Raw genomic sequence first — 18,660 nt, 5'->3', positions numbered from 1 at the left:
TGCGGAATGGCATGTCTCGCGCCGCAATAAACAATTCGCGCGGCCTATTCCTCGAAGCGGCCCGTCTCGTCACGATCGCGGTCGTAGCGTCTGGTGAGTGGAAACGGCGGTAGCCAGGATTCGCGGCGGATGACCCAGCTTTCGTAAGTCGGCACCAGTTGGTCGGGGGCATCCAGGGATCCTAGGTGGACTTCGATCTCGTCCTCGAAGCGTGCGAAAACCGACGAGCCGCAGCGCGGACAGAAAAACCGCCCGGCATAGTCACGTGTTTCGCCCTCGATCGTCACCGCATCCTGAGGGAACACCGCAGACGCGTAGAAAAGAGCCCCATGGTGCTTGCGGCAGTCGAGACAATGGCAAAGACCGACCCGATAGGGTTGGCCTGACGCCACGACTCGGACATTACCGCACAGGCAGCCGCCGGTGAATCGGTCCATGCTGCGTCTCCTTCGAAATCAAGCGCATGGCATATTTAGAATGCGCAGCCCGATCATTGCAATTCCCCGCCACAGCGGAACCGGGCCGTTCTTCGAGGCGAACTTCCAGGCGTCCACAGGATAACGGGTCCGGCGGCGGGAACCGCTTGAGATCGAGCGCCGTCTCCGCTTTCATCGGAAGGCATCTCGCGGCGACCGATCTGGCCGCTTGTCGGGTAAGTCCAGGGCCGGCCTCAATCCCTTGACCTAAGGAACGGAGAGACAAGATGTGCGGCCGATTTGCCCTGACAACCCCGCCGGACGCAGTTCGGAAATTCTTCAGCTATGAAGACCTTCCCAATTTTCCGCCCCGCTACAATATCGCCCCGACACAGCCGATTGCCATCGTGCGCCAGGAACTGGGCGGCAGGCGACGGTTTCATCTCATCCGCTGGGGTCTGGTCCCGGGGTGGGTGAAGGATCCGGCAAGCTTCACGCTGCTGATCAACGCCAGAGCCGAGACAGCCACGGACAAACCTTCCTTCCGCTCCGCCATGCGCCACCACCGTTGCCTCATCCCGGCATCGGGATTTTACGAGTGGCGGCGCACACCCGATGGCAAGCAGCCCTTCTGGATCAGCCCGGCCGATGGCGGCGTGATGGGCTTTGCCGGCCTCTGGGACACATGGTCGGACCCCGATGGCGGCGAAATCGATACCGGAGCGATTCTCACCACCCGGTCGAACCGCATGATGTCCGGCATCCATGACCGCATGCCGGTGATCCTGAAACCCGATGTCTTCGACACCTGGCTCGATGTCGCCAACGTGGACAGGCGCGAGGCCCGCAAGTTGCTCCGGCCGGTCGAAGACGATTTCCTTGTGGCGGTCCCGGTCTCCAGCCGCGTCAACATGGTGGCCAATGACGATGCCGACCTGCTGATCCCGGTCCCGTTCGACGACAGGGAACAGAACACGGAAACGGCACCCCGTTCCGCCGCCGCCAGCCAGCTCGATCTGTTCTGACGGGCAGTTTTGCCGTGCAAAAGCCTCCGGTCCCCGGTAGAAGGCATTCGGGCAAGGACGATACGATGAGCGACAACGACAATCAGGCCCTCGACACAGACAGTTCGATGGACAACGAGGCGCTGGCGGAAGCCTATAACCGCGGCCTGAAGCTGCAGAAGGAAGGCGACTTCCAGGGTGCGGCGGAAGCCTATCGCCAGGCACTGGAGCTCGACCCGTCGGACCCGGGCGGCGTCAGCATTCGTCTTGCCGCGATCGGCGCAGAACAGTCACCGGAAAAAATGCCGGATGCCTATGTGGCGACGCTGTTCGATCAGCATGCCGATATATTCGACGAAATCCTGGTCGACGAGCTCGGCTACTGCGTGCCGCTGCTCGTCCGCGATCTGATCCAGCGCCTGGGGCTCGGCCCGTTCGAGCGCATGCTGGATCTTGGCTGCGGCACCGGGCTGACCGGCATGGCCGTGGCGGACTGCACCACGCACAGGACCGGCGTGGACCTGTCGGAGCGGATCATCGAACTTGCCTATGACCGGGACGTCTACGATGACCTTTATGTTGGTGAGGCGGTCGACTTCCTGAAGGAGTTCGAGGAAGAGGACGGCTCGCGTCCCGCTTGGGACCTGATTGCCGCAACCGACGTGCTGCCTTACCTCGGCGCCGTGGAGGCGTTCCTGGCGGGGGCGGCCGATCGCCTGAACCCCAAAGGGTGCCTTGCCTTTTCAACGGAAACCCTTGCCGAGGAAATCCTCCAGGGGCGACCCTATATGGTAGGGCCCAAGAGCCGCTTCGCGCAAGGCGAAACCTATATTCGAACCGCTCTGGACAGGGCCGGATTCGAAATCCTGGCAATGGATCCGATCACCGTCAGGCTGGAGGAGGGCGTTCCCGTTCCTGGCCATCTGGTCATGGCCCGGCTGCGCTGACGGTTGATATTACTTCAGAAAATAGAACTCGCGCCGAAGCGCCGAATTGTGCCAGGGCGACTGTGAGCCTTGCGTGGCTTCATAAACGTCGGCCTTCACACGTTTCATCATGATCTCGATTTCCAGGCCCGGCGTTTCGATATGCTTGAGAAGCGCAATCGTGAACGGGCTGTTGTCGCCATCGCCGTCAAGCGCAACTTCTCCCGGAGCCGTGGCAAAGCCGATAAGGACGTTGCCGCCGCCCGCCTCGGGCGCGGCCAGCCCGCGGCTGACAAAGGAGCTTCTGCTTGCGCCGAATGTGCGGGCGAAGCGGCGGGACAGGGGATTGTCCCGGCACGCGTCCAGCAGCGCAATGGAAAGCCGGCCGGGCGCGTTCATGTAGTTCAGGATCGTGCCGAGCTCGATCGTTTCGAAATCGGCCGCCGTGGAATCTTCAAGCTTCGCGTCGATCGGAATGAGAAGGTTCCGGCCGTCCATCTGCATGGCGTGGCCGGCGTAAAAGAACAGCGCCACGTCCGCATCCCTGGTTGCGCCCACGAAAGACCGGACACTGCCTTCCATGGCCACCTTGGACTGGTCGAGGCCGAGTATGACGGTAAAGCCGAGCCGCTCCAGCGTTTCCGTCAGGCGCGTGGCATCGTTCCTGGGATTGGGCAGAAGCGGCGCGTGTTCATAGTCGGAGTTGCCGATGACGAGCGCGACACGTTTGCCCTCGGGCAGCGTGGAAAGGTCGGGCAGGCCGGCGGTGGGGCTCGCCTGCTGATCGGAACGCGGTTCCGGGCCGATGACAGGAATGTCGGGTGCGGCGGCTTGATCGGCGCCCTGCTGCGGCGGGGCGGCGGCCAGATAACTTCCGTAGGTCCACCCGCGCATTCCGTTGGTGAGTTCGACCTCGACCCAGGCGCCCTGCTGGGTCAGCATCCTGACTTCAGTGCCTTCCAGCAACCTGGCGACTTCCGCATGACCGCCGCCGGCCCCGGAGCGGAGCGACAGGAAATCATCGCCGCTGCCGCTCAGGTCGCCGACAATCGCGGAACGTGGCGGATTGATCGTGCGCGTCGGGGTGGCGGGAGGCGCTGGATCCGCAGAGGCCTGGTCGCCGGGCGCCGAGGCGACATATTTGCTGTAGGCCCAGCCGGAACGGCCATCGGCCAGGGCCACATTCAGCCAGGAACCGTTTCGTCCAAGGATCGTCAGCGGCGTGTTTTCCCGCAGGCGGCTGATTTCCCTGTAGCCGCTGCCGGGGCCGGTGCGCAGCGAAAGGAAATTGTCGCCGCGCGGATCGAGACCCCGCACATAGGCTTGCGCCGATGGCGGCGTCCTGCCCGAGGCCCCGCCGCCATCCGTGATGACGGTCGCGGCGAAGAGGGCCTGCGAGGCACCGCCGGTGAGGCCCGTTGCCGACCAGACCACGTACTGGAAGCGCTCGCCATTGTGAAAATAACTGTCGTCGGGAACGGCGCCGCTGGAGATCAGCCGGCTCCTGTAGGCATTGCCCGCGGGCTGACCCATCCAACCGAGCGTGACCGCATACCAGCCGTTGTTCGATTGGAATACGGTTGTTTGCGGAAACCGGCCCGCATAGCCGTTCGCCACCGAAATCGCCGCGTTGACATCCGGACGGCTGGCGACCACCAGCCAACCGCTGTTCCCGCCCGGCATGACGGAGGCGCGCGCCTCGGAAACGGCGGCAACGGCGTAAAGACAGAACGCTGCCGCCAACAGGACGAAAAACCTCGGCAAAGCCACGCTGCCCGGCATACTCCGGCTCATATCGGATCCCCGCGATTGATCGATCGAGGTCAGGCCGCCCGGCCCGATAACCTCACGGCTTCGAGTATGCCACGGCTTTCCTTGCAATTCATGAAATCATGGAGACGCTCCGTCCGGATCAGCAGATGCGCAATCACGGCCGATTGAACATCTGCTGATCCGGACGGCACGGCGGCGGACGAGTTCAGTCGGCAAGTTTCATTTTCAGATGAGGCTCGCCGTTCGACGTTTTGGAAACCGACAGCCCGTCTTCGCGGATGACCGAGGTCACCCGGCTGCGGTGGGCGGAAAAGCTATCGAAACTCACCACATCGACCGGCTGGTCGAATTGAACGGTCACACGGATATGGCCCGACCGGCCCAGTTTGGACAGACCGATGATTTCTCCGGCAAACGTCTTTTGCATATAGTGACCGCAGACCCTGCTGCCGACGGCAAAGGAGGGAGCCGGAATGCTGCTGGCGGCGGCGCACGCCGTGTTCCAGTCCCGGAAACCGTATTGGGCGGACAGAAGCTCCAGAGACTGGCTGTGAGAGAGTGTCTGGCCGCTGGCCGCCAGCGCGGCACGCAGCCGCCGGGCTTGAGCCTTGAGTTCGGCAACGCCTGGAAGCGTCATGACAGTACCTTTTCAAGAAAGGCAGGCATTTAAAATGGGGCCCGCATTGCCATCAGCCTGCACATCCTTGTGAAGGTCGATCAGTACGCGAATGAGATCTTCGCGTGAGGGCATTCACCTTGGCCGGAAGCCTGCGGGCGGCCGGTTCCCTCGAACCGGGGACAGCCATAGGCGCAAGGGCAGGCGCTGTCAACGGGACAAAAAGGAAGCCGCTGAAAAGCGGCTTCAAGGCAAGGGAGGAGGTTGGATGAAACACCGGCGGTCGCCACCGCCGGGTCAGTTGAACGGAAGCGGGCGTACCCGCTGCCGCAGGGCATAGGGGCACCGAAACGGATCAGGCGTGGATGAGACGCTTGAGAAGTTCGACTTCCTGCGCGAGCGCCTTGTCCTTGCTCACCATGTCCTCGATCTTGCGCACCGCATGCAGAACCGTCGTATGATCGCGGTTGCCGAAGCGGCGGCCGATTTCCGGCAGGGAACGGCCGGTAATCACCTTGGCGATATACATCGCGATCTGCCGCGGGCGCACCAGTGTGCGGGCCCGGCAGGAGGACAAAAGGTCCGCCTTCGTGACGCTGAAGTGCTTGCAGACAACCTGCTGGATTTCTTCAACCTTGATGGACCGTGGCTCGCCGATCCGCACCAGATCGTGCAGAGTCTTCTCGGCCAAGGCCATCGTCACCGGCTGCTTGGTCAACTGGTTATGCGCAAAGAGCCGGTTCAGCGCGCCTTCCAGGTCCCGCGCGGAGGCGATGACGTAGCACGCGATATAGTCGACGACTTCATCCGGCACGGAGAAGCCCGGATGGGTCCGCCGCGCGGCCGCAATACGCTTCTTCAGGATCTCGTTGCGCAGGGCGTAGTCGGTTGACTGAATGCCGACGACTTCGCCTTTATGGATCCGGTGGCGCACATCCGGGCTCAGCGTGTCGAGATGTTCGGGAGCGCGGTCCGAGGCCATGATGATCCGCGGAGGAGATTCCATCAGCATTTCCAGCGTCTTGCTGAATTCGTCATGGGCCTGTTTGCCGTGGAGGAACTGAAGGTCGTCGATCAGCAGCAGGTCGATGGACTTCATCGCCTGGCGCAGCACGGGGAAAGCCGGCGTGCGCAGGGCAGGTACCAGGTGGTACATGAAGTATTCCGCCGAGATATAGGCAACCTGCCGGCCCGCCCTGCGGGCTTCGCTCGCGGCGGCCTGCAGCAGGTGGGTTTTGCCGATGCCGGTTGCCGAATGGATATAAAGCAGATCCAGCGCGCCCTCATGGCCAGCCGCCATCTGGCGCACCGCGGCGCAGGCCAGGCTGTTGGACGAACCTTCCGCGAAGGAATCGAAGGTCAGCTTCGGATTGAGCGCAGCACCGCTCAGGAAACCGGCGGCTGCTTCCTCGCCCATGTCCATAAGGCACGGAATTGACAACGAATTTCCGGACGAACCGAATTGCGGCGTGCTGCTGAACGGGGCAGGGCGGCCGCTGATCCGGCGCGCGGTGATTGCCTTCGGGGCATGGGCGCCATTCAGCTGACGGGGGCGCAGAGCGCCACGCACGGTCAATTCGATACGCTTGATGTCGTCGTGCTCGCGCTTCCAGAGACCGACGAGTTGTTTCTCGTAGTTGCTCTGGATCCAGTTTTTCAGGAAGCGGGTCGGCACCGACAGTCGAACTGCGTCGCCCGTGGTTTCTTCATGGTTTACCCTGCCGAACCAGTTGGAAAAGACGTCTTCGCCGAGTACGTTCCTCAGCTCTTTTTTCACGCGATCCCATTGATCCGAACCGGCTAGGTTCTGAACCTGCATAGTGGCCTCCATAGAGCTCAGGGAACGTGTGATCCGTTCCCCTCCGTGCACTGTGATGAGCCGCGAGATTGACCCCCCGCTGCCCGTTTCTTATTTCTGGTCCGAGACCTATTGCTGGTCCCTGGACCGGTTTGGCTTGTTAACGCCTATGACTGTTTATTAACCATTTGCTTACCATGTTTTCAAATAGCTAATTCTTATGAGGTCATAGACGCCTGGTATTGTAAGTTTTGTTTATACGGGCTGATCCTGATGTAAATTTTACTTATAGAATCTGCCTGATCTTGCTACCGATGCGTGTTACAAGTCCTCAGAGAGTTCTTCCTCCCTTGTTGATTCCCGCGAGCTTTTCGCTCTTCGGAGAAACTTTAGGAAAAATTTAACTTTCAGGAAATTTTTCTTCGAGTTTTCAAACGACAGGTGCAGAAATCGGAAGTTTCAGCAGGGGAAGGGGGGCGAAATTCTTGAAAATGGGAGCCATTTCTGACAGGGGCGGCAAGGCGGCGAAACTGTGGCCATTTTTTGAAATCGGTGAAAATCGCAAATCGGCGGTGCCCCTGGCCGCCTTTGCGAGCCGAATCTGGGGAAAACAATGTGGCCATATCGGGATAAATTGACCAGGTGAGGAAATTAAAACGCGGCAGGCCCGTCTTCGAAGCTTGTTTCAGATCAGCAAGCTGCCCGATTGTGAGAAAGAGATCGTTTCAATGCCACACATGTGACGAGACTTGGCCTTTGTCCCCAGCATTAGACCCATCGACATATTTGACAATTGATTGATCCCGGACAATCCTGTCGGTCCGTGACGTCCGGCTTGTTGCGGCACGGGGACGGCCGCTCTGAGATGTTCTCAAAGAAGAGAGTAGTAATACCCGGACGATCTCCAGGCCCGGTGGTTTTTTCTTTTTATGCCCTGGCCAGCGCGGACGCGGCGGGGGGCTTCAACGAGCCTCGGCCGACCGCAGGGACCAATCCGAAAGAGCTTCGGAGGCCAATGAACTGAACGGCCGCCCCCTGACTAGAGAGCGGCCGCTCACTTTGGTTATGAGCTATAACCAAGTTCCCCGGTCACAGGATCCGACCGGGGTTGAGAAGACCCTTCGGGTCGAAGGCCGCCTTGACGCGCTGCATCAGCTCCAGCTCGATCGGCTGCTTCACGTCCTTCAGGAGATCGCGCTTCAGACGGCCGATGCCGTGTTCGGCGGAGATGCTCCCGCCGAATTCGCGGACGATGCCATGGACGAGTGCATTCATCTCGTCCCACCTGGCGAGATACTCCTGCTTGTCGGCCCCGACCGGCTGGCTGACGTTGAAGTGAATATTGCCGTCGCCCATGTGGCCGAAAGGCACGGGCCGGCAGCCCGGAGCAAAGGCGTCAACCGCCGCAATGGCCCGGTCCAGGAAGTCGGGGACGGAGGCGACGGGAACGGACACGTCATGTTTGATGGAGCCGCCTTCCGGCTTCTGCACTTCCGACATGCCGTGGCGGATGTGCCAGAAGTCCTGGACCTGGGTAAGGTTCTGCGCGAATGCCGCATCCTCGACGAGGCCTTCCTCGAAGGCTTCTCCCAGGATGCTCTCCATCAGGTCGCGCACCGGGAAGGCGTCCGAACCGCTGGCAAGTTCCATCAGGACGTACCAGGCGTGTTCGCTCTCCAGGGGATCGCGCGCGCCCTCCAGATGCCGCAGGCAGAACTCGACACCGACGCGCGGCATGATTTCGAAACCGGTGAGCACCGGTCCGGCCTGGGTTTTGGCCATGGTAAAGAGCTTGAGCGCGGCATGCGGGTCCGGCAATCCGATGAACGCGGCTTCCAGTTTTTTCGGCTTGGCAAAAAGCTTCAGCGATGCGGCGGTAATAATCCCCAGGGTTCCTTCCCCGCCGATAAATAATTGTTTCAAATCATAACCGGTATTGTCCTTGCGAAGGGTCCTCAGACCGTTCCAGATCTCGCCGGTCGGCAGCACCACTTCCAGTCCCAGAACCAGGTCGCGGGTGTTGCCGTAGGCCAGCACGGCGGTGCCGCCGGCGTTGGTGGAAATGTTGCCGCCGATCTGGCAGGAGCCCTGCGCGCCGAGCGCAAGCGGGAACAGGCGGTCGACTTTTTCCGCCTCGTTTTGCAGCGTCTCAAGCACGACGCCGGCTTCCACCGTGATGGTGAAACCGGCCGGATCGACGGACCGGATCTTGTTGAGGCGGGCGAGGGACAGAACGATCTCGTCCCCGGTTTCCTGCGGGATTTGACCGCCGACGAGACCGGTGTTGCCGCCCTGCGGGACGATCTTCAGACCGTGGCTGTAAGCATAGGTCATCACCGCGCCGACTTCTTCCGTGGTGCCCGGGCGCAGCACCATCGGGGTGACGCCCTGATAGAGATCCCGCCACTCTGTCAGGTAGGGGGCCTGGTCGTCGGGGGAGGTCAATACATTGGCTGCGCCGATCAGTTCGGCGAAGCGTTCGGCATGGGGAGAGCTCTCCATAAAGCGAGGTCCTCGTGATGTTAGGCAGTGAATTTCGGGCGCCAACATAGTGGCTGATCGCGCCCCCGTCGACGCTTCATTCCGCCGCCGGGTCTCTTGAAGGACGTAACCCCTTGTGCCATAGGATGCCAGCCCGTTGGGGTGGTATTTGAATCCTTTTCGGAGATGACGATGGCGGAAACGCGCGGACTGATGAACGGCAAACGTGGCTTGATCCTGGGCGTGGCAAACAACAAATCGATTGCCTGGGGAATTGCCAAAGCGCTGGCCGACGCTGGAGCCGAACTGGCACTTACCTACCAGGGCGATGCGCTGAAAAGGCGCGTCGACCCGCTGGCGGAACAACTGGGCGCATCGGTCGTCGGACATTGCGACGTAACTGACGGCGCCTCGATCGATGCCGTCTTCAGGACGGTGGAAGAGAAATGGGGCAGCATCGATTTTCTCGTCCATGCGGTCGCCTTTTCCGACAAGTCGGAGCTGACCGGCCGGTTTGTCGACACGTCATCGGGCAACTTCGCCCGGACGATGGACATTTCCTGCTATTCCCTGACAGCGGTCACGCAGCGCGCCGAAAAGCTGATGTCCGGCGGCGGCTCCATTTTGACGCTGACCTACTACGGGGCGGAAAAGGTCATGCCGCACTACAACGTCATGGGTGTTGCCAAGGCGGCGCTGGAGACGAGCGTGAAATACCTGGCCATGGATCTGGGACCCCAGAACATCCGCGTCAATGCGATTTCCGCCGGGCCGATCAAGACGCTGGCCGCCTCAGGCATCGGTGACTTCCGCTATATCCTGAAATGGAACGAGTATAATTCGCCGCTGCGCCGCACGGTTACGATCGAGGAAGTCGGCGACAGCGCCCTTTTCCTGCTGTCCGACCTCGGCCGCGCCGTGACCGGCGAAATCCAGCACGTCGACTGCGGCTACAACATCGTCGGCATGAAGGCCGTAGACGCGCCCGATATTTCCGTCGTGAAAGATTAATCGTTGAGGGTGTGGCCGGTATCTGACCGGCCATTTTTCTTTCTGGAAGTTCCGGTATGCTTTGCCGATGATTTGCTTCGGATAAGTAGATGACGAAAGTTCAAACCCAACAGGGTCCAATCCTGCTGCCGAAGCTCCATGACCCGGAGTTGCTGATATTCGTTCGCCACGGGCAGACGGACTGGAACGCGGAAGGGCGCATGCAGGGGCAGCGGGACGTGCCTCTCAACGCGATTGGCGAGCAGCAGGCGGCCGGCAACGGCGAACGCCTGAACGCTTTCCTCGAGGGGCAGCAGATCGGCCACGAGACGCTCGACTTCGTGTCTTCGCCGCTCGGGCGGACCCGGGCGACCATGGAGTTGCTGCGAAAGGCCATGGGGCTGGATCCGTCAGTCTATCGTCTGGACGACCAGTTGAAGGAACTCACCTTCGGCGAATGGGAAGGCTTTACCCTCGAGGAATTGGCCGACGAGGAGCAGGACCGGATCCTGCGCCGCCGGGCCGACAAGTGGGGTTTCGTTCCCCCGAGTGGCGAAAGCTATGAAATGCTGGCGAAGCGGATCGGCGTCTGGCTGAAAACGGTCGAGAAGCCGTCCGTCATTGTCTCCCATGGCGGCGTCTTCCGGGTGCTGCGCGGAATGCTCGAAGGGCTTGATGTGAACGCGGTGCCCAGGCTGGACGTGCCGCAGGACAAGGTGTTTGTCTGGCGGAACGGGCGGTTCCAGGAGGTCTGATCAAGGCCGGGACCAGGCCGACTGCGGAAGATCTGATATCTTTCAGAATATTGAAACAGCCTGCGGTCTTGGGGACGCCGGCGGCCTGACGCCGCGCGAGCGGGATGCGGACAACCTCGGCCCGGTTGCCGTAGCGCCACGTATACCAACCGTCATAATCTATGACGGTTGGTATTACTGGCAACTGTGCTAGACAATGCCTTGAGTGACGGCGGAACCATCGAGGGTCGGTCGGTCGCGATCATTGTGAAATGGATACCGGCCGTGTCAGCGGATGATTTCTACAGCGAGCTGCCCAGTTTTTCCGATTTCAGCACCGTCGGTGCCCTCGACGACTATCGCCCGGTGCCAGGCGACTGGTACGTTCTGGCCGCCGACATCGTGCGCTCGAGCGATGCCATCGCCGCCGGGCGCTACAAGGAAGTCAACATGGTCGGTGCGGCGGTCATCGCCGCCGTTCTCAACCGTCTCGGCCGTGACCGGGTTCCGTTCGTCTTCGGCGGGGACGGCGCGATGCTGGTCGTGCCCGCCCATGACGTCGATGCTGGGAGGGACGCGCTGGCCGGCGTGGTCGATCTCGCGCGCCAGGTGATGGAACTGGAGCTGCGGGCGGCAGCCATTCCCGTTGCGCATCTAAGGAAACTTGGCGGCGACGTCAGGCTGCGCAAGTACCGCCTCAGCCCTGGCAACCACCTGGCGATGATCGTGGGCGACGGACTTGCCCTCGCCGACCGTATCCTGAAGGATCCGGAGGCCTCCAAACCCTTCGCTGTCCCGGTTGAGGACGTCGCCCTTCCGCCGCTGGATGGGCTGTCCTGCCGCTGGGAGCCGCTAGCTGCGCAAAACGGGCATATCGTCTCGCTGATCATTAAGCCGACCGGCCGAAGACCCATGAGCGACATCATGAGCGAAGTGGCCGGCAAACTCGGCTTCAATCCGCTGACCGACGACCGCCGGGCAAGGCTGGCGGAAAAAAGCCGTTTGCGGTTCCAGTTCCCGCCGAAGGGGCTCAAGCTGGAAGTGCTGACGGCATTCGCAGACAACCGCCTGCGCGGATGGGTCAGGACCTTGTTGGAGTGCGTCGTATTCGTGATGGCCTACACCACCGGCAAGCGCATCGGACCCCTGGACCCGAAGAAATACTTCGAGGAGATGAGCCTCAACACCGATCATCGCAAGGTCGGCGACAGCCTGCAGCTTGTGCTCGACCTGACGCTGGAGCAGCTTGCCGGGGTCGAGGATTGCCTCATGACCGCCTATGAGGCCGGCGACGTTATTTACGGACTGCACGTGTCGCATTCGGCGCTGATGACCTGTTTCGTGCAGGACATCGGCAACAGCCGCCACATTCACTTCGTGGACGGTGCCGATGGCGGGCTCTCCGTTGCCGCGTCGCAATTCAAGGAAAGACAGTCGGCCCTGCAGAAAGCGTGAACCGGCGGGATGCCGTCTCAGCCTTGGCGGGAGTCCGAGCCGCGGAGCAGGACGACCTGTTGGTCGCTTGGGTCCCTGGTGGCCCGGTCCGTTGTGGGCCCTCGCATAGGCTCCGCGTAATTCTGTTTCAGGATCAGGCCCGCGAGCTGTTCCGCCGGCACGGCCTTCGAGATCAGGAAGCCCTGGATCAGGTCGCAGCCGTTCTGCTCCAGCCAGAGCCGCTCGCCTTCCGTCTCCACCCCTTCGGCCAGGACGCTGATGTCGAGGCTCTTGGCGAGATTGATCAGGGCGCTGGTGAACTTTTGCAGATCGGGATCTTCGTCCACGCCGGAAATGAAACTGCGGTCGATCTTTACCCTGTCCACCTTCAGGTCGCGCAGGCTGGAGATGCTCGAGTGGCCGGTGCCGAAGTCGTCCAGTTCGATGAAGAAGCCGTGCTCCGACAGGCTGGCGATGTTTTCCTTGATCGGCGCCGCCGCGATTTCGTCGAGCATCACCGCTTCGAGGATTTCCAGGCTGACGTTGGATGGGGTCAGCCCCAGGGCCCGGACTTGGGTGTCCAGGGCGGCCACGGCCCTGGCGCTGCCCAGAAGATCGGTGGAAACGTTAAGGCTCAGGTGGACGGGACGCGAGCTGCCGCTGCTCAGGTCCGCGGCAAAGCGCAGTGCCTTTTCCCGTACGGTCTTGTCGATCTGTTCCATGTATCCGGCTTCCATGGCCGCCGGCAGGAACGACCCCGGATAACGGACGGTGCCATGGCCGACCCAGCGGACCAGCGCCTCCGCGCCCACGATTTCGCCCGTGCGAATGTCGACCTGCGGCTGGTACCAGGGCACGATGTCGCCTTCGTTCAAGGCCTTCAGCAGTTCCTTGGCGGTCTCGCCGTTGACTTCGAACGCGGTCCGCATTTCGTGTGTGAAGAGTTCGAATTTGCCCGGGCCGCCATGCTTGGCGGAGCGCAGCGCGAGCGCGGCATCGACGAGAATATGATCGGTGACCTTGGCACCGGGCTGCCCGATGAACAGGCCCGCATTGCATTCCACGGCCGCTCGGTGACCGTCGAGGGACCGCTCCTTGCTCAGCTCCCGAATGATCCCGGCCGCGAGTTGCTCGAACGCCGCAGCATCCGCCAGTTGCCGGCGCAGCAGCAGGAATTCGGTGCCACCGGTGCGGCAGACGAAATCGTCCGGTTCTGCAAACGCGATCAGTTCTTCGGCAACTTCCCTGAGGATCGAGTCGCCGTTGTGATCCCCGAAACGGTCGTTGATCTTCTTGAAGTGGCGCAGGTCCACGATGATGAGCCCGATCCGCTCGTCCGTACGCGAGGCCGGAAGGGAGCGGAGGGTCTTGAGAAGCGCCCGGCGGTTCGGCAGGCCGGTGAGCGGATCGTGGAAGCCGAGGCTTTCGAATTCCTTCAGCGTGCGCTCGGCGAGGGCGCGGCTCAGGGCGATAGCAACCGCAAACGCACCCAGGATGACCAGCCCGCCGGCGAGGCCGGCAAGTGTCACGGCAAACAGGGTTTCGGCGCGCTGCTGCTGCAGGTCCTTGTCGAGATAGTCGACGGCCGCCTGCCAGAGCGCGAACGTGGCCCGCACGAGTTCCGGCTGTGCGGCGATCACGGGAGCGGAAATGATCTCCGAGCCCTTGTTGGCCGTGATGACGGATGACAACAGCTTGGTGCCGGCCGATTGATAGGCGATGTTTGCCTTGCGGTACTGCATGGCCTTCTGCCGCAGGGCGTCGGCGCTCGAACCCTTGTTGAGCCCCCTGAAATGGTATGAGGTGTCCTGCGCCACGCTGTCGGCAGCAATCTTGAATTGCCCGCCTTGCACCGGGATCATCATCTTGTCCCAGACGTTGATCTGGCTGCGGGTTGCCATGTCCTGCGCATTCTGCGCCAGGATCGACGATTCAATGACGACCGACAGAAGGGACTGGTTGATCAGGTGCGGAAGCGTTGATGTTTCGTAAGAGGTGGATGAGCCGAGCTTCGCCAGTTGGGAGACCGACGATGCGACGCTCCTGGCCCGCCGCAGCGCAAGCGGAGTGTTCGGTTCTTCAAGAAAGGCATCCAGGTTTTCAACGACATCGGCCGATTTGTTCGTTTCGCTGAATTCCGCCAGCTTCTGGCGAAGGAAATACGGCGTGTCCTGAACCTTGCCCGTCAGCGCCTTGATCTGCATCAGCGGGCCAAGGGACTGCACCAGGTGCAGCCCTGTCAGGCTGCGGTCGATCGCCTTGACGTTCTCGAATTTGTTGTGAAACCAGAGCGAGGCAAACACCAGGCTGGGCGCCAGCAAAATGGTAATCAGCCCTGTCAACCAGCCCCGGATCCGCACTTCTGTGCTCCGCCCCAATTATTGTCGTTGCAACTGTAATAGCGGCAGAGCATTAAAGATTGGCAAATTATGGGATCGACTTTGTATCGCGTATTCTGCCAATGCGTATTTATACCTCATGTGTTTCCGGTCTTCGGGAGCCCGAAGTTCTTGTGCATGTATCGGCAGTTCTTGATCCTGGTGTGACGACGCAGGACGTTCGCGCCGGCGGGAAGCGTCCCAAAAACTGAGGGCTTGAGCTTCCCCGCCGTATGGCGTATCGCTCGGCCCCTGACATCTGTCCCGTAAAACCGGAAGCCATTCATGTCGCATAACAGTTTTGGTCATATGTTCCGGGTCACCACCTGGGGGAAAGCCACGGGCCGGCGATCGGCTGCGTGGTCGATGGCTGCCCGCCTCTGATCCCGCTGACGGAAGCCGACATTCAGGGCTATATGGAAAAGCGCAAGCCCGGCCAGTCCCGCTTCACCACCCAGCGGCGTGAACCGGACGAGGTGAAGATCCTCTCCGGCGTCATGGTGGACGAGGATGGGCTGCAGAAGACCACCGGAACCCCGATCTCCCTGATGGTCGAGAACACCGACCAGCGCTCGAAAGACTATTCGGAAATCAAGGACCGGTTTCGCCCGGGCCATGCCGACTTCACCTACAATGCCAAATACGGCATCCGCGATTATCGGGGCGGCGGCCGGTCCTCCGCACGCGAGACGGCCATGCGGGTGGCCGCCGGTGCCGTTGCCCGCAAGGTGCTGCAGGGCGTGACCATCCGCGGCGCACTGGTCCAGATCGGTCCGCACAAGATCGACCGCGGCAACTGGGACTGGGCAGAGGTGGGCAACAACCCGTTCTTTTCGGCGGACGCGAAGGCCGCGGAATTCTGGGCCGATTATCTGGACGGTGTCCGCAAGGCGGGCTCCTCGGTGGGCGCTGTCGTCGAAGTGGTGGCCGAAGGCATCCCCGCCGGATGGGGCGCTCCCCTCTACGGCAAGCTCGACACTGAGCTGGCCGCGGCGATGATGTCGATCAACGCCGTGAAGGGCGTCGAAATCGGCAACGGCTTCGAAGCAGCCAACCTGACCGGCGAAGAAAATGCCGATGAGATCCGCATAGACGACGTTGGCCAGCCGGTGTTCCTGACGAACAATGCCGGCGGCGTCCTGGGCGGAATTTCAAACGGTGATCCACTGGTCGTGCGTTTCGCGGTCAAGCCGACCTCCTCGATCCTGACCGAGCGCAAGTCGATCACCCGTCAGGGTGAAGAGGTGGATGTGATGACCAAGGGCCGCCACGATCCGTGCGTCGGTATCCGGGCCGTACCGGTGGGCGAAGCGATGATGGCATGCGTTCTGGCGGATCACTTTCTCCGCCACAGGGGCCAGATCGGATAAGCAGCAAGGCTGGCCGGTTACAGGTTGTTACAATTCTTCCCGCCCCGAGCCATGGATGTTGGATGTCATCCTCCTAGTTTCTGAACATGCATGTGGACCCGTGCATTTTCAGGGGAGTGACGACATGAATGAAATGAAACCGATGCGCCGGATGACGGCGAAGGATTTTCCGCAGGAACTGTTAGATCTTTACGATTACTACGCGCACGGGAAGATTACCAAACGCGAATTCCTGGATCGCGCGGGCAAATTCGCGGTCGGCGGTGTGACGGCCGCGGTACTGCTCAACCAGTTGTCGCCCAATTACGCATTCGCCCAACAGGTCCCCCCGGAAGATCCGGCAATCGAAACGCAGCGGATCACCTATCCCTCGCCGAATGGCCACGGCGAGGTGAACGGTTATCTGGTCAGGCCGGCCGGCGCGACGGGCAAGCTGCCCGCGGTTCTGGTCATCCACGAGAATCGCGGCCTCAATCCTTACATCGAAGATGTCGCCCGCCGCATGGGCAAGGCCGGGTTCATGGCGCTCGCGCCGGACGGACTGACCTCCGTCGGCGGGTATCCGGGCAATGACGACGAGGGCCGCGAACTGCAGCGCACCGTCGACAGCACGAAGCTGATGAACGACTTCTTCGCCGGCTTCGAATACCTGCTGAACCACGACGACAGCACGGGTAAGGTCGGTGCGGTCGGCTTCTGCTATGGCGGCGGCGTGGTGAATGCAATTGCAGTCGCCTATCCGGAACTTTCCGCCGGCGTGCCCTTCTATGGCCGCCAGCCGGATCCGGCCGACGTTTCCCGGATCGAGGCGCCGCTGATGATCCAATACGCCGAGCTGGACGAGCGCATCAACGAAGGCTGGCCGGCATTCGAGGAAGCGCTCAAGGCCAATGACAAGGAATACGTGATGCACATGTATCCGGGCGTGAACCACGGCTTCCACAACGACACGACGCCACGCTACGACGCGGAAGCGGCAAAGCTCGCCGAACAGCGCACGATCGCGTTCTTCAACGAACACCTGACCTAGTGTATGGGGCCACACCTAGAAAAGAGCCCGCGAAAATACAAAGCCTCCCGCGATCTGGCGGGAGGCTTATCCGTGTTTCATACCAACCGTCATTGATTATGACCCATCTGACCGAGTTTTCGGACCGTCCGGCGAGGAGCGCTTCGCAGGGCGATGCGGGGCATCGGCCAAGAAGCGCAACGACGTCCGGGCGTTTCGAAAACTCGGCCTTCGGTGGACCATATCGGCCCGCCGGACGTCGTTGCATCGCTTGCCCGACCGGACGGTCGCGCTGCGCGATGCGCCTCGCCGGCAAACCGGATATGGTCCATCAGATGAGTCATAATCAGTGACGGTTGGTATCAGGCCTTGGGCAGGAACGACAGCCTCAAATGTCGAGGATCTCCGTCTCGTCGATCTTGATGTCGAAGCCTTCCAGACCGACGTAGTGGCGTTCGCGGGAGGCCAGCAGGCGGATCGAGGTGACTCCCAGGTCCTTGAGGATCTGCGCCCCAAGCCCGACCTCCCGCCATTGTTCCTGTCTCGCCCGTGCGGAGCTGTGCTCCTCGGTATCGGCGGCTTCGAAATCGGTTCGTGTGCGCCTGGACTGGCGCGCGACACCGACGGAGCCCTCACGCAGGTAGACGATGATGCCGCGGCCGCGCTCGGCAAAATGCTTCATGGTGTGGTCGAGCGGCTGCGCCTGACCGAAGACATCGTCGAGAACGGATTCCAGTTGCAGCCGCACCGGCACGCTGCGGCCGTCGAGAATATCGCCATAGACGATGGCAACGTGATGCATCGGGTCGTAGGGCGTGGAATAGGTCATGGCATAGGCGGGACCCGCAATCGTCTCGACCGGCTGTTCGTTGACCCGTTCCACCATGCGCTCGGTGCGTTGGCGCCAGGCGATCAGGTCGGAGACCGAAACCATCTTGAGATCGTGCTCGGCCGCGAACTCCGCCACCTGCTGCCCGCGCTTCACCGTACCCTCGTCGTTGACCAGCTCGCTGATGACGCCGACCTGTTCAAGCCCCGCGAGACGGCAGAGATCGACGGCCGCTTCCGTATGGCCGGAGCGCATCATCACGCCGCCTTCCTTGGCGACCAGGGGGAAGATGTGACCCGGGCGAACGAAATCTTCCGCGGCGACATTCGGATTGGCGAGCGCCCGCACCGTGGAACAGCGCTCCTCCGCGGAAATGCCCGTCGTCAGCCCCTGGCGGTAGTCCACGGAAATGGTGAAGGCGGTGGCCAGCGGAGCGTCGTTTTCCGCCACCATCGGGTCGAGGCGCAGGCGCCGCGCATGGGCGACCGTCATCGGCGCGCAGATGATCCCGGAGGTGTGGCGCACCATGAAGGCCATTTGCTCGGGCGTGATCTTTGAGGCGGCGACGATCAGGTCGCCTTCGTTCTCGCGGTCGTCATCGTCGGTCACGACCACCATTTCACCACGTTCGAATGCGCGGATTGCTTCTGCGACACGGGCCTGGGACACGGGATGCTCCTTGGTTGTCGATAGTCCGAGAAAATCGTTGGGCGTGACGGCGCCATTGGTGGCAATGGCGATCTTGCGGGCCATGTCCCGCGACACCCAGACGTTCGGATCGTTGCACAGGGCCGTCACAGAGGCAGGAGACAGATTGGCGCGGCGCGCAAAGGCGCTGCGGTTCTCTCCCGTCTGCAAAAGCCATTGGTCCAGTCTCATGCGCCCGGATATACGCGTATTCG

The 18,660-nt window shown here is 61.7% G+C and carries 13 protein-coding genes and 1 pseudogene; 7 read left to right on the top strand and 7 right to left on the bottom strand.

The window, feature by feature from the left end:
* Positions 1–44 precede the first annotated feature (44 nt).
* Complete coding sequence (locus ON753_RS15350; RefSeq protein WP_265963496.1) at positions 45–437, bottom strand: GFA family protein; 393 nt, start codon at positions 435–437, stop codon at positions 45–47.
* 266 nt (positions 438–703) lie between these two features.
* Between ON753_RS15350 and ON753_RS15345 the strand changes: the two genes are divergently transcribed.
* On the top strand, positions 704–1,441 hold the full coding sequence (locus tag ON753_RS15345) for an SOS response-associated peptidase (protein ID WP_265963495.1): 738 nt from the start codon (positions 704–706) through the stop codon (positions 1,439–1,441).
* A gap of 65 nt (positions 1,442–1,506) precedes the next feature.
* Positions 1,507–2,367 carry a methyltransferase gene (locus tag ON753_RS15340; RefSeq protein WP_265963494.1) on the top strand — a complete coding sequence of 287 codons (861 nt, stop codon included), beginning with the start codon at positions 1,507–1,509 and terminating at the stop codon, positions 2,365–2,367.
* 9 nt (positions 2,368–2,376) lie between these two features.
* Here ON753_RS15340 and ON753_RS15335 read toward each other — a convergent pair whose 3' ends face one another.
* The 4 genes from ON753_RS15335 to ON753_RS15320 all read right to left on the bottom strand — a co-directional run bounded on the left by ON753_RS15335 (position 2,377) and on the right by ON753_RS15320 (position 9,035).
* A complete protein-coding gene (locus ON753_RS15335) occupies positions 2,377–4,140 on the bottom strand; it encodes a caspase family protein (RefSeq protein ID WP_265963493.1) in 1,764 nt (587 codons plus the stop codon).
* 184 nt (positions 4,141–4,324) lie between these two features.
* Positions 4,325–4,756 (bottom strand): glyoxalase superfamily protein, encoded by a 432-nt coding sequence (locus ON753_RS15330; RefSeq protein WP_265963492.1) that lies wholly within the window; start codon positions 4,754–4,756, stop codon positions 4,325–4,327.
* Positions 4,757–5,090: 334 nt separating this feature from the next.
* On the bottom strand, positions 5,091–6,554 hold the full coding sequence (gene dnaA / locus ON753_RS15325) for a chromosomal replication initiator protein DnaA (protein WP_265963491.1): 1,464 nt from the start codon (positions 6,552–6,554) through the stop codon (positions 5,091–5,093).
* A 1,068-nt stretch (positions 6,555–7,622) separates the two neighbouring features.
* The gene (locus ON753_RS15320) at positions 7,623–9,035 is read right to left on the bottom strand and encodes an FAD-binding oxidoreductase (RefSeq protein ID WP_265963490.1); all 1,413 of its coding nucleotides are present in this window, start codon (positions 9,033–9,035) and stop codon (positions 7,623–7,625) included.
* 171 nt (positions 9,036–9,206) lie between these two features.
* Between ON753_RS15320 and fabI the strand changes: the two genes are divergently transcribed.
* The 3 genes from fabI (at position 9,207) to ON753_RS15305 (ending at position 12,193) form a co-directional block, all read left to right on the top strand.
* On the top strand, positions 9,207–10,025 hold the full coding sequence (gene fabI / locus ON753_RS15315; protein WP_265963489.1) for an enoyl-ACP reductase FabI: 819 nt from the start codon (positions 9,207–9,209) through the stop codon (positions 10,023–10,025).
* Positions 10,026–10,114: 89 nt separating this feature from the next.
* Positions 10,115–10,759, top strand: a complete 645-nt coding sequence (locus tag ON753_RS15310) for a histidine phosphatase family protein (protein ID WP_265963488.1) — start codon at positions 10,115–10,117, stop codon at positions 10,757–10,759.
* A gap of 264 nt (positions 10,760–11,023) precedes the next feature.
* Complete coding sequence (locus ON753_RS15305; RefSeq protein ID WP_265963487.1) at positions 11,024–12,193, top strand: DUF3095 family protein; 1,170 nt, start codon at positions 11,024–11,026, stop codon at positions 12,191–12,193.
* A gap of 17 nt (positions 12,194–12,210) precedes the next feature.
* Here ON753_RS15305 and ON753_RS15300 read toward each other — a convergent pair whose 3' ends face one another.
* The gene (locus ON753_RS15300; protein ID WP_265963486.1) at positions 12,211–14,514 is read right to left on the bottom strand and encodes a putative bifunctional diguanylate cyclase/phosphodiesterase; all 2,304 of its coding nucleotides are present in this window, start codon (positions 14,512–14,514) and stop codon (positions 12,211–12,213) included.
* 321 nt (positions 14,515–14,835) lie between these two features.
* On the opposite strand from ON753_RS15300, the pseudogene aroC reads away from it, so the two are divergent.
* Together aroC and yghX are read left to right on the top strand one after the other, a co-directional pair.
* Positions 14,836–15,920, top strand: a pseudogene (gene aroC, locus ON753_RS15295) (chorismate synthase).
* Between the two features lie 142 nt (positions 15,921–16,062).
* Positions 16,063–16,950 carry a YghX family hydrolase gene (gene yghX / locus ON753_RS15290; protein ID WP_265967169.1) on the top strand — a complete coding sequence of 296 codons (888 nt, stop codon included), beginning with the start codon at positions 16,063–16,065 and terminating at the stop codon, positions 16,948–16,950.
* 367 nt (positions 16,951–17,317) lie between these two features.
* Here yghX and ribB read toward each other — a convergent pair whose 3' ends face one another.
* The gene (gene ribB, locus ON753_RS15285) at positions 17,318–18,637 is read right to left on the bottom strand and encodes a 3,4-dihydroxy-2-butanone-4-phosphate synthase (protein WP_265963485.1); all 1,320 of its coding nucleotides are present in this window, start codon (positions 18,635–18,637) and stop codon (positions 17,318–17,320) included.
* Between the last annotated feature and the right edge of the window lie 23 nt (positions 18,638–18,660).

It is taken from the genome of Roseibium salinum (assembly GCF_026240905.1).
Lineage (GTDB): Bacteria > Pseudomonadota > Alphaproteobacteria > Rhizobiales > Stappiaceae > Roseibium > Roseibium salinum.
This window is presented reverse-complemented; position numbering and strand designations above follow the sequence as displayed.

Bases quoted from the DNA above. Each gene is read 5' to 3' on its own strand.
- ON753_RS15310 (WP_265963488.1), top strand. From the start codon at position 10,115: ATGACGAAAGTTCAAACCCAACAGGGTCCAATCCTGCTGCCGAAGCTC.
- ON753_RS15350 (WP_265963496.1), bottom strand. From the start codon at position 437: ATGGACCGATTCACCGGCGGCTGCCTGTGCGGTAATGTCCGAGTCGTG.
- dnaA (WP_265963491.1), bottom strand. From the start codon at position 6,554: ATGCAGGTTCAGAACCTAGCCGGTTCGGATCAATGGGATCGCGTGAAA.
- ribB (WP_265963485.1), bottom strand. From the start codon at position 18,637: ATGAGACTGGACCAATGGCTTTTGCAGACGGGAGAGAACCGCAGCGCC.
- yghX (WP_265967169.1), top strand. From the start codon at position 16,063: ATGCGCCGGATGACGGCGAAGGATTTTCCGCAGGAACTGTTAGATCTT.
- ON753_RS15320 (WP_265963490.1), bottom strand. From the start codon at position 9,035: ATGGAGAGCTCTCCCCATGCCGAACGCTTCGCCGAACTGATCGGCGCA.
- fabI (WP_265963489.1), top strand. From the start codon at position 9,207: ATGGCGGAAACGCGCGGACTGATGAACGGCAAACGTGGCTTGATCCTG.
- ON753_RS15335 (WP_265963493.1), bottom strand. From the start codon at position 4,140: ATGAGCCGGAGTATGCCGGGCAGCGTGGCTTTGCCGAGGTTTTTCGTC.
- ON753_RS15330 (WP_265963492.1), bottom strand. From the start codon at position 4,756: ATGACGCTTCCAGGCGTTGCCGAACTCAAGGCTCAAGCCCGGCGGCTG.
- ON753_RS15345 (WP_265963495.1), top strand. From the start codon at position 704: ATGTGCGGCCGATTTGCCCTGACAACCCCGCCGGACGCAGTTCGGAAA.
- ON753_RS15340 (WP_265963494.1), top strand. From the start codon at position 1,507: ATGAGCGACAACGACAATCAGGCCCTCGACACAGACAGTTCGATGGAC.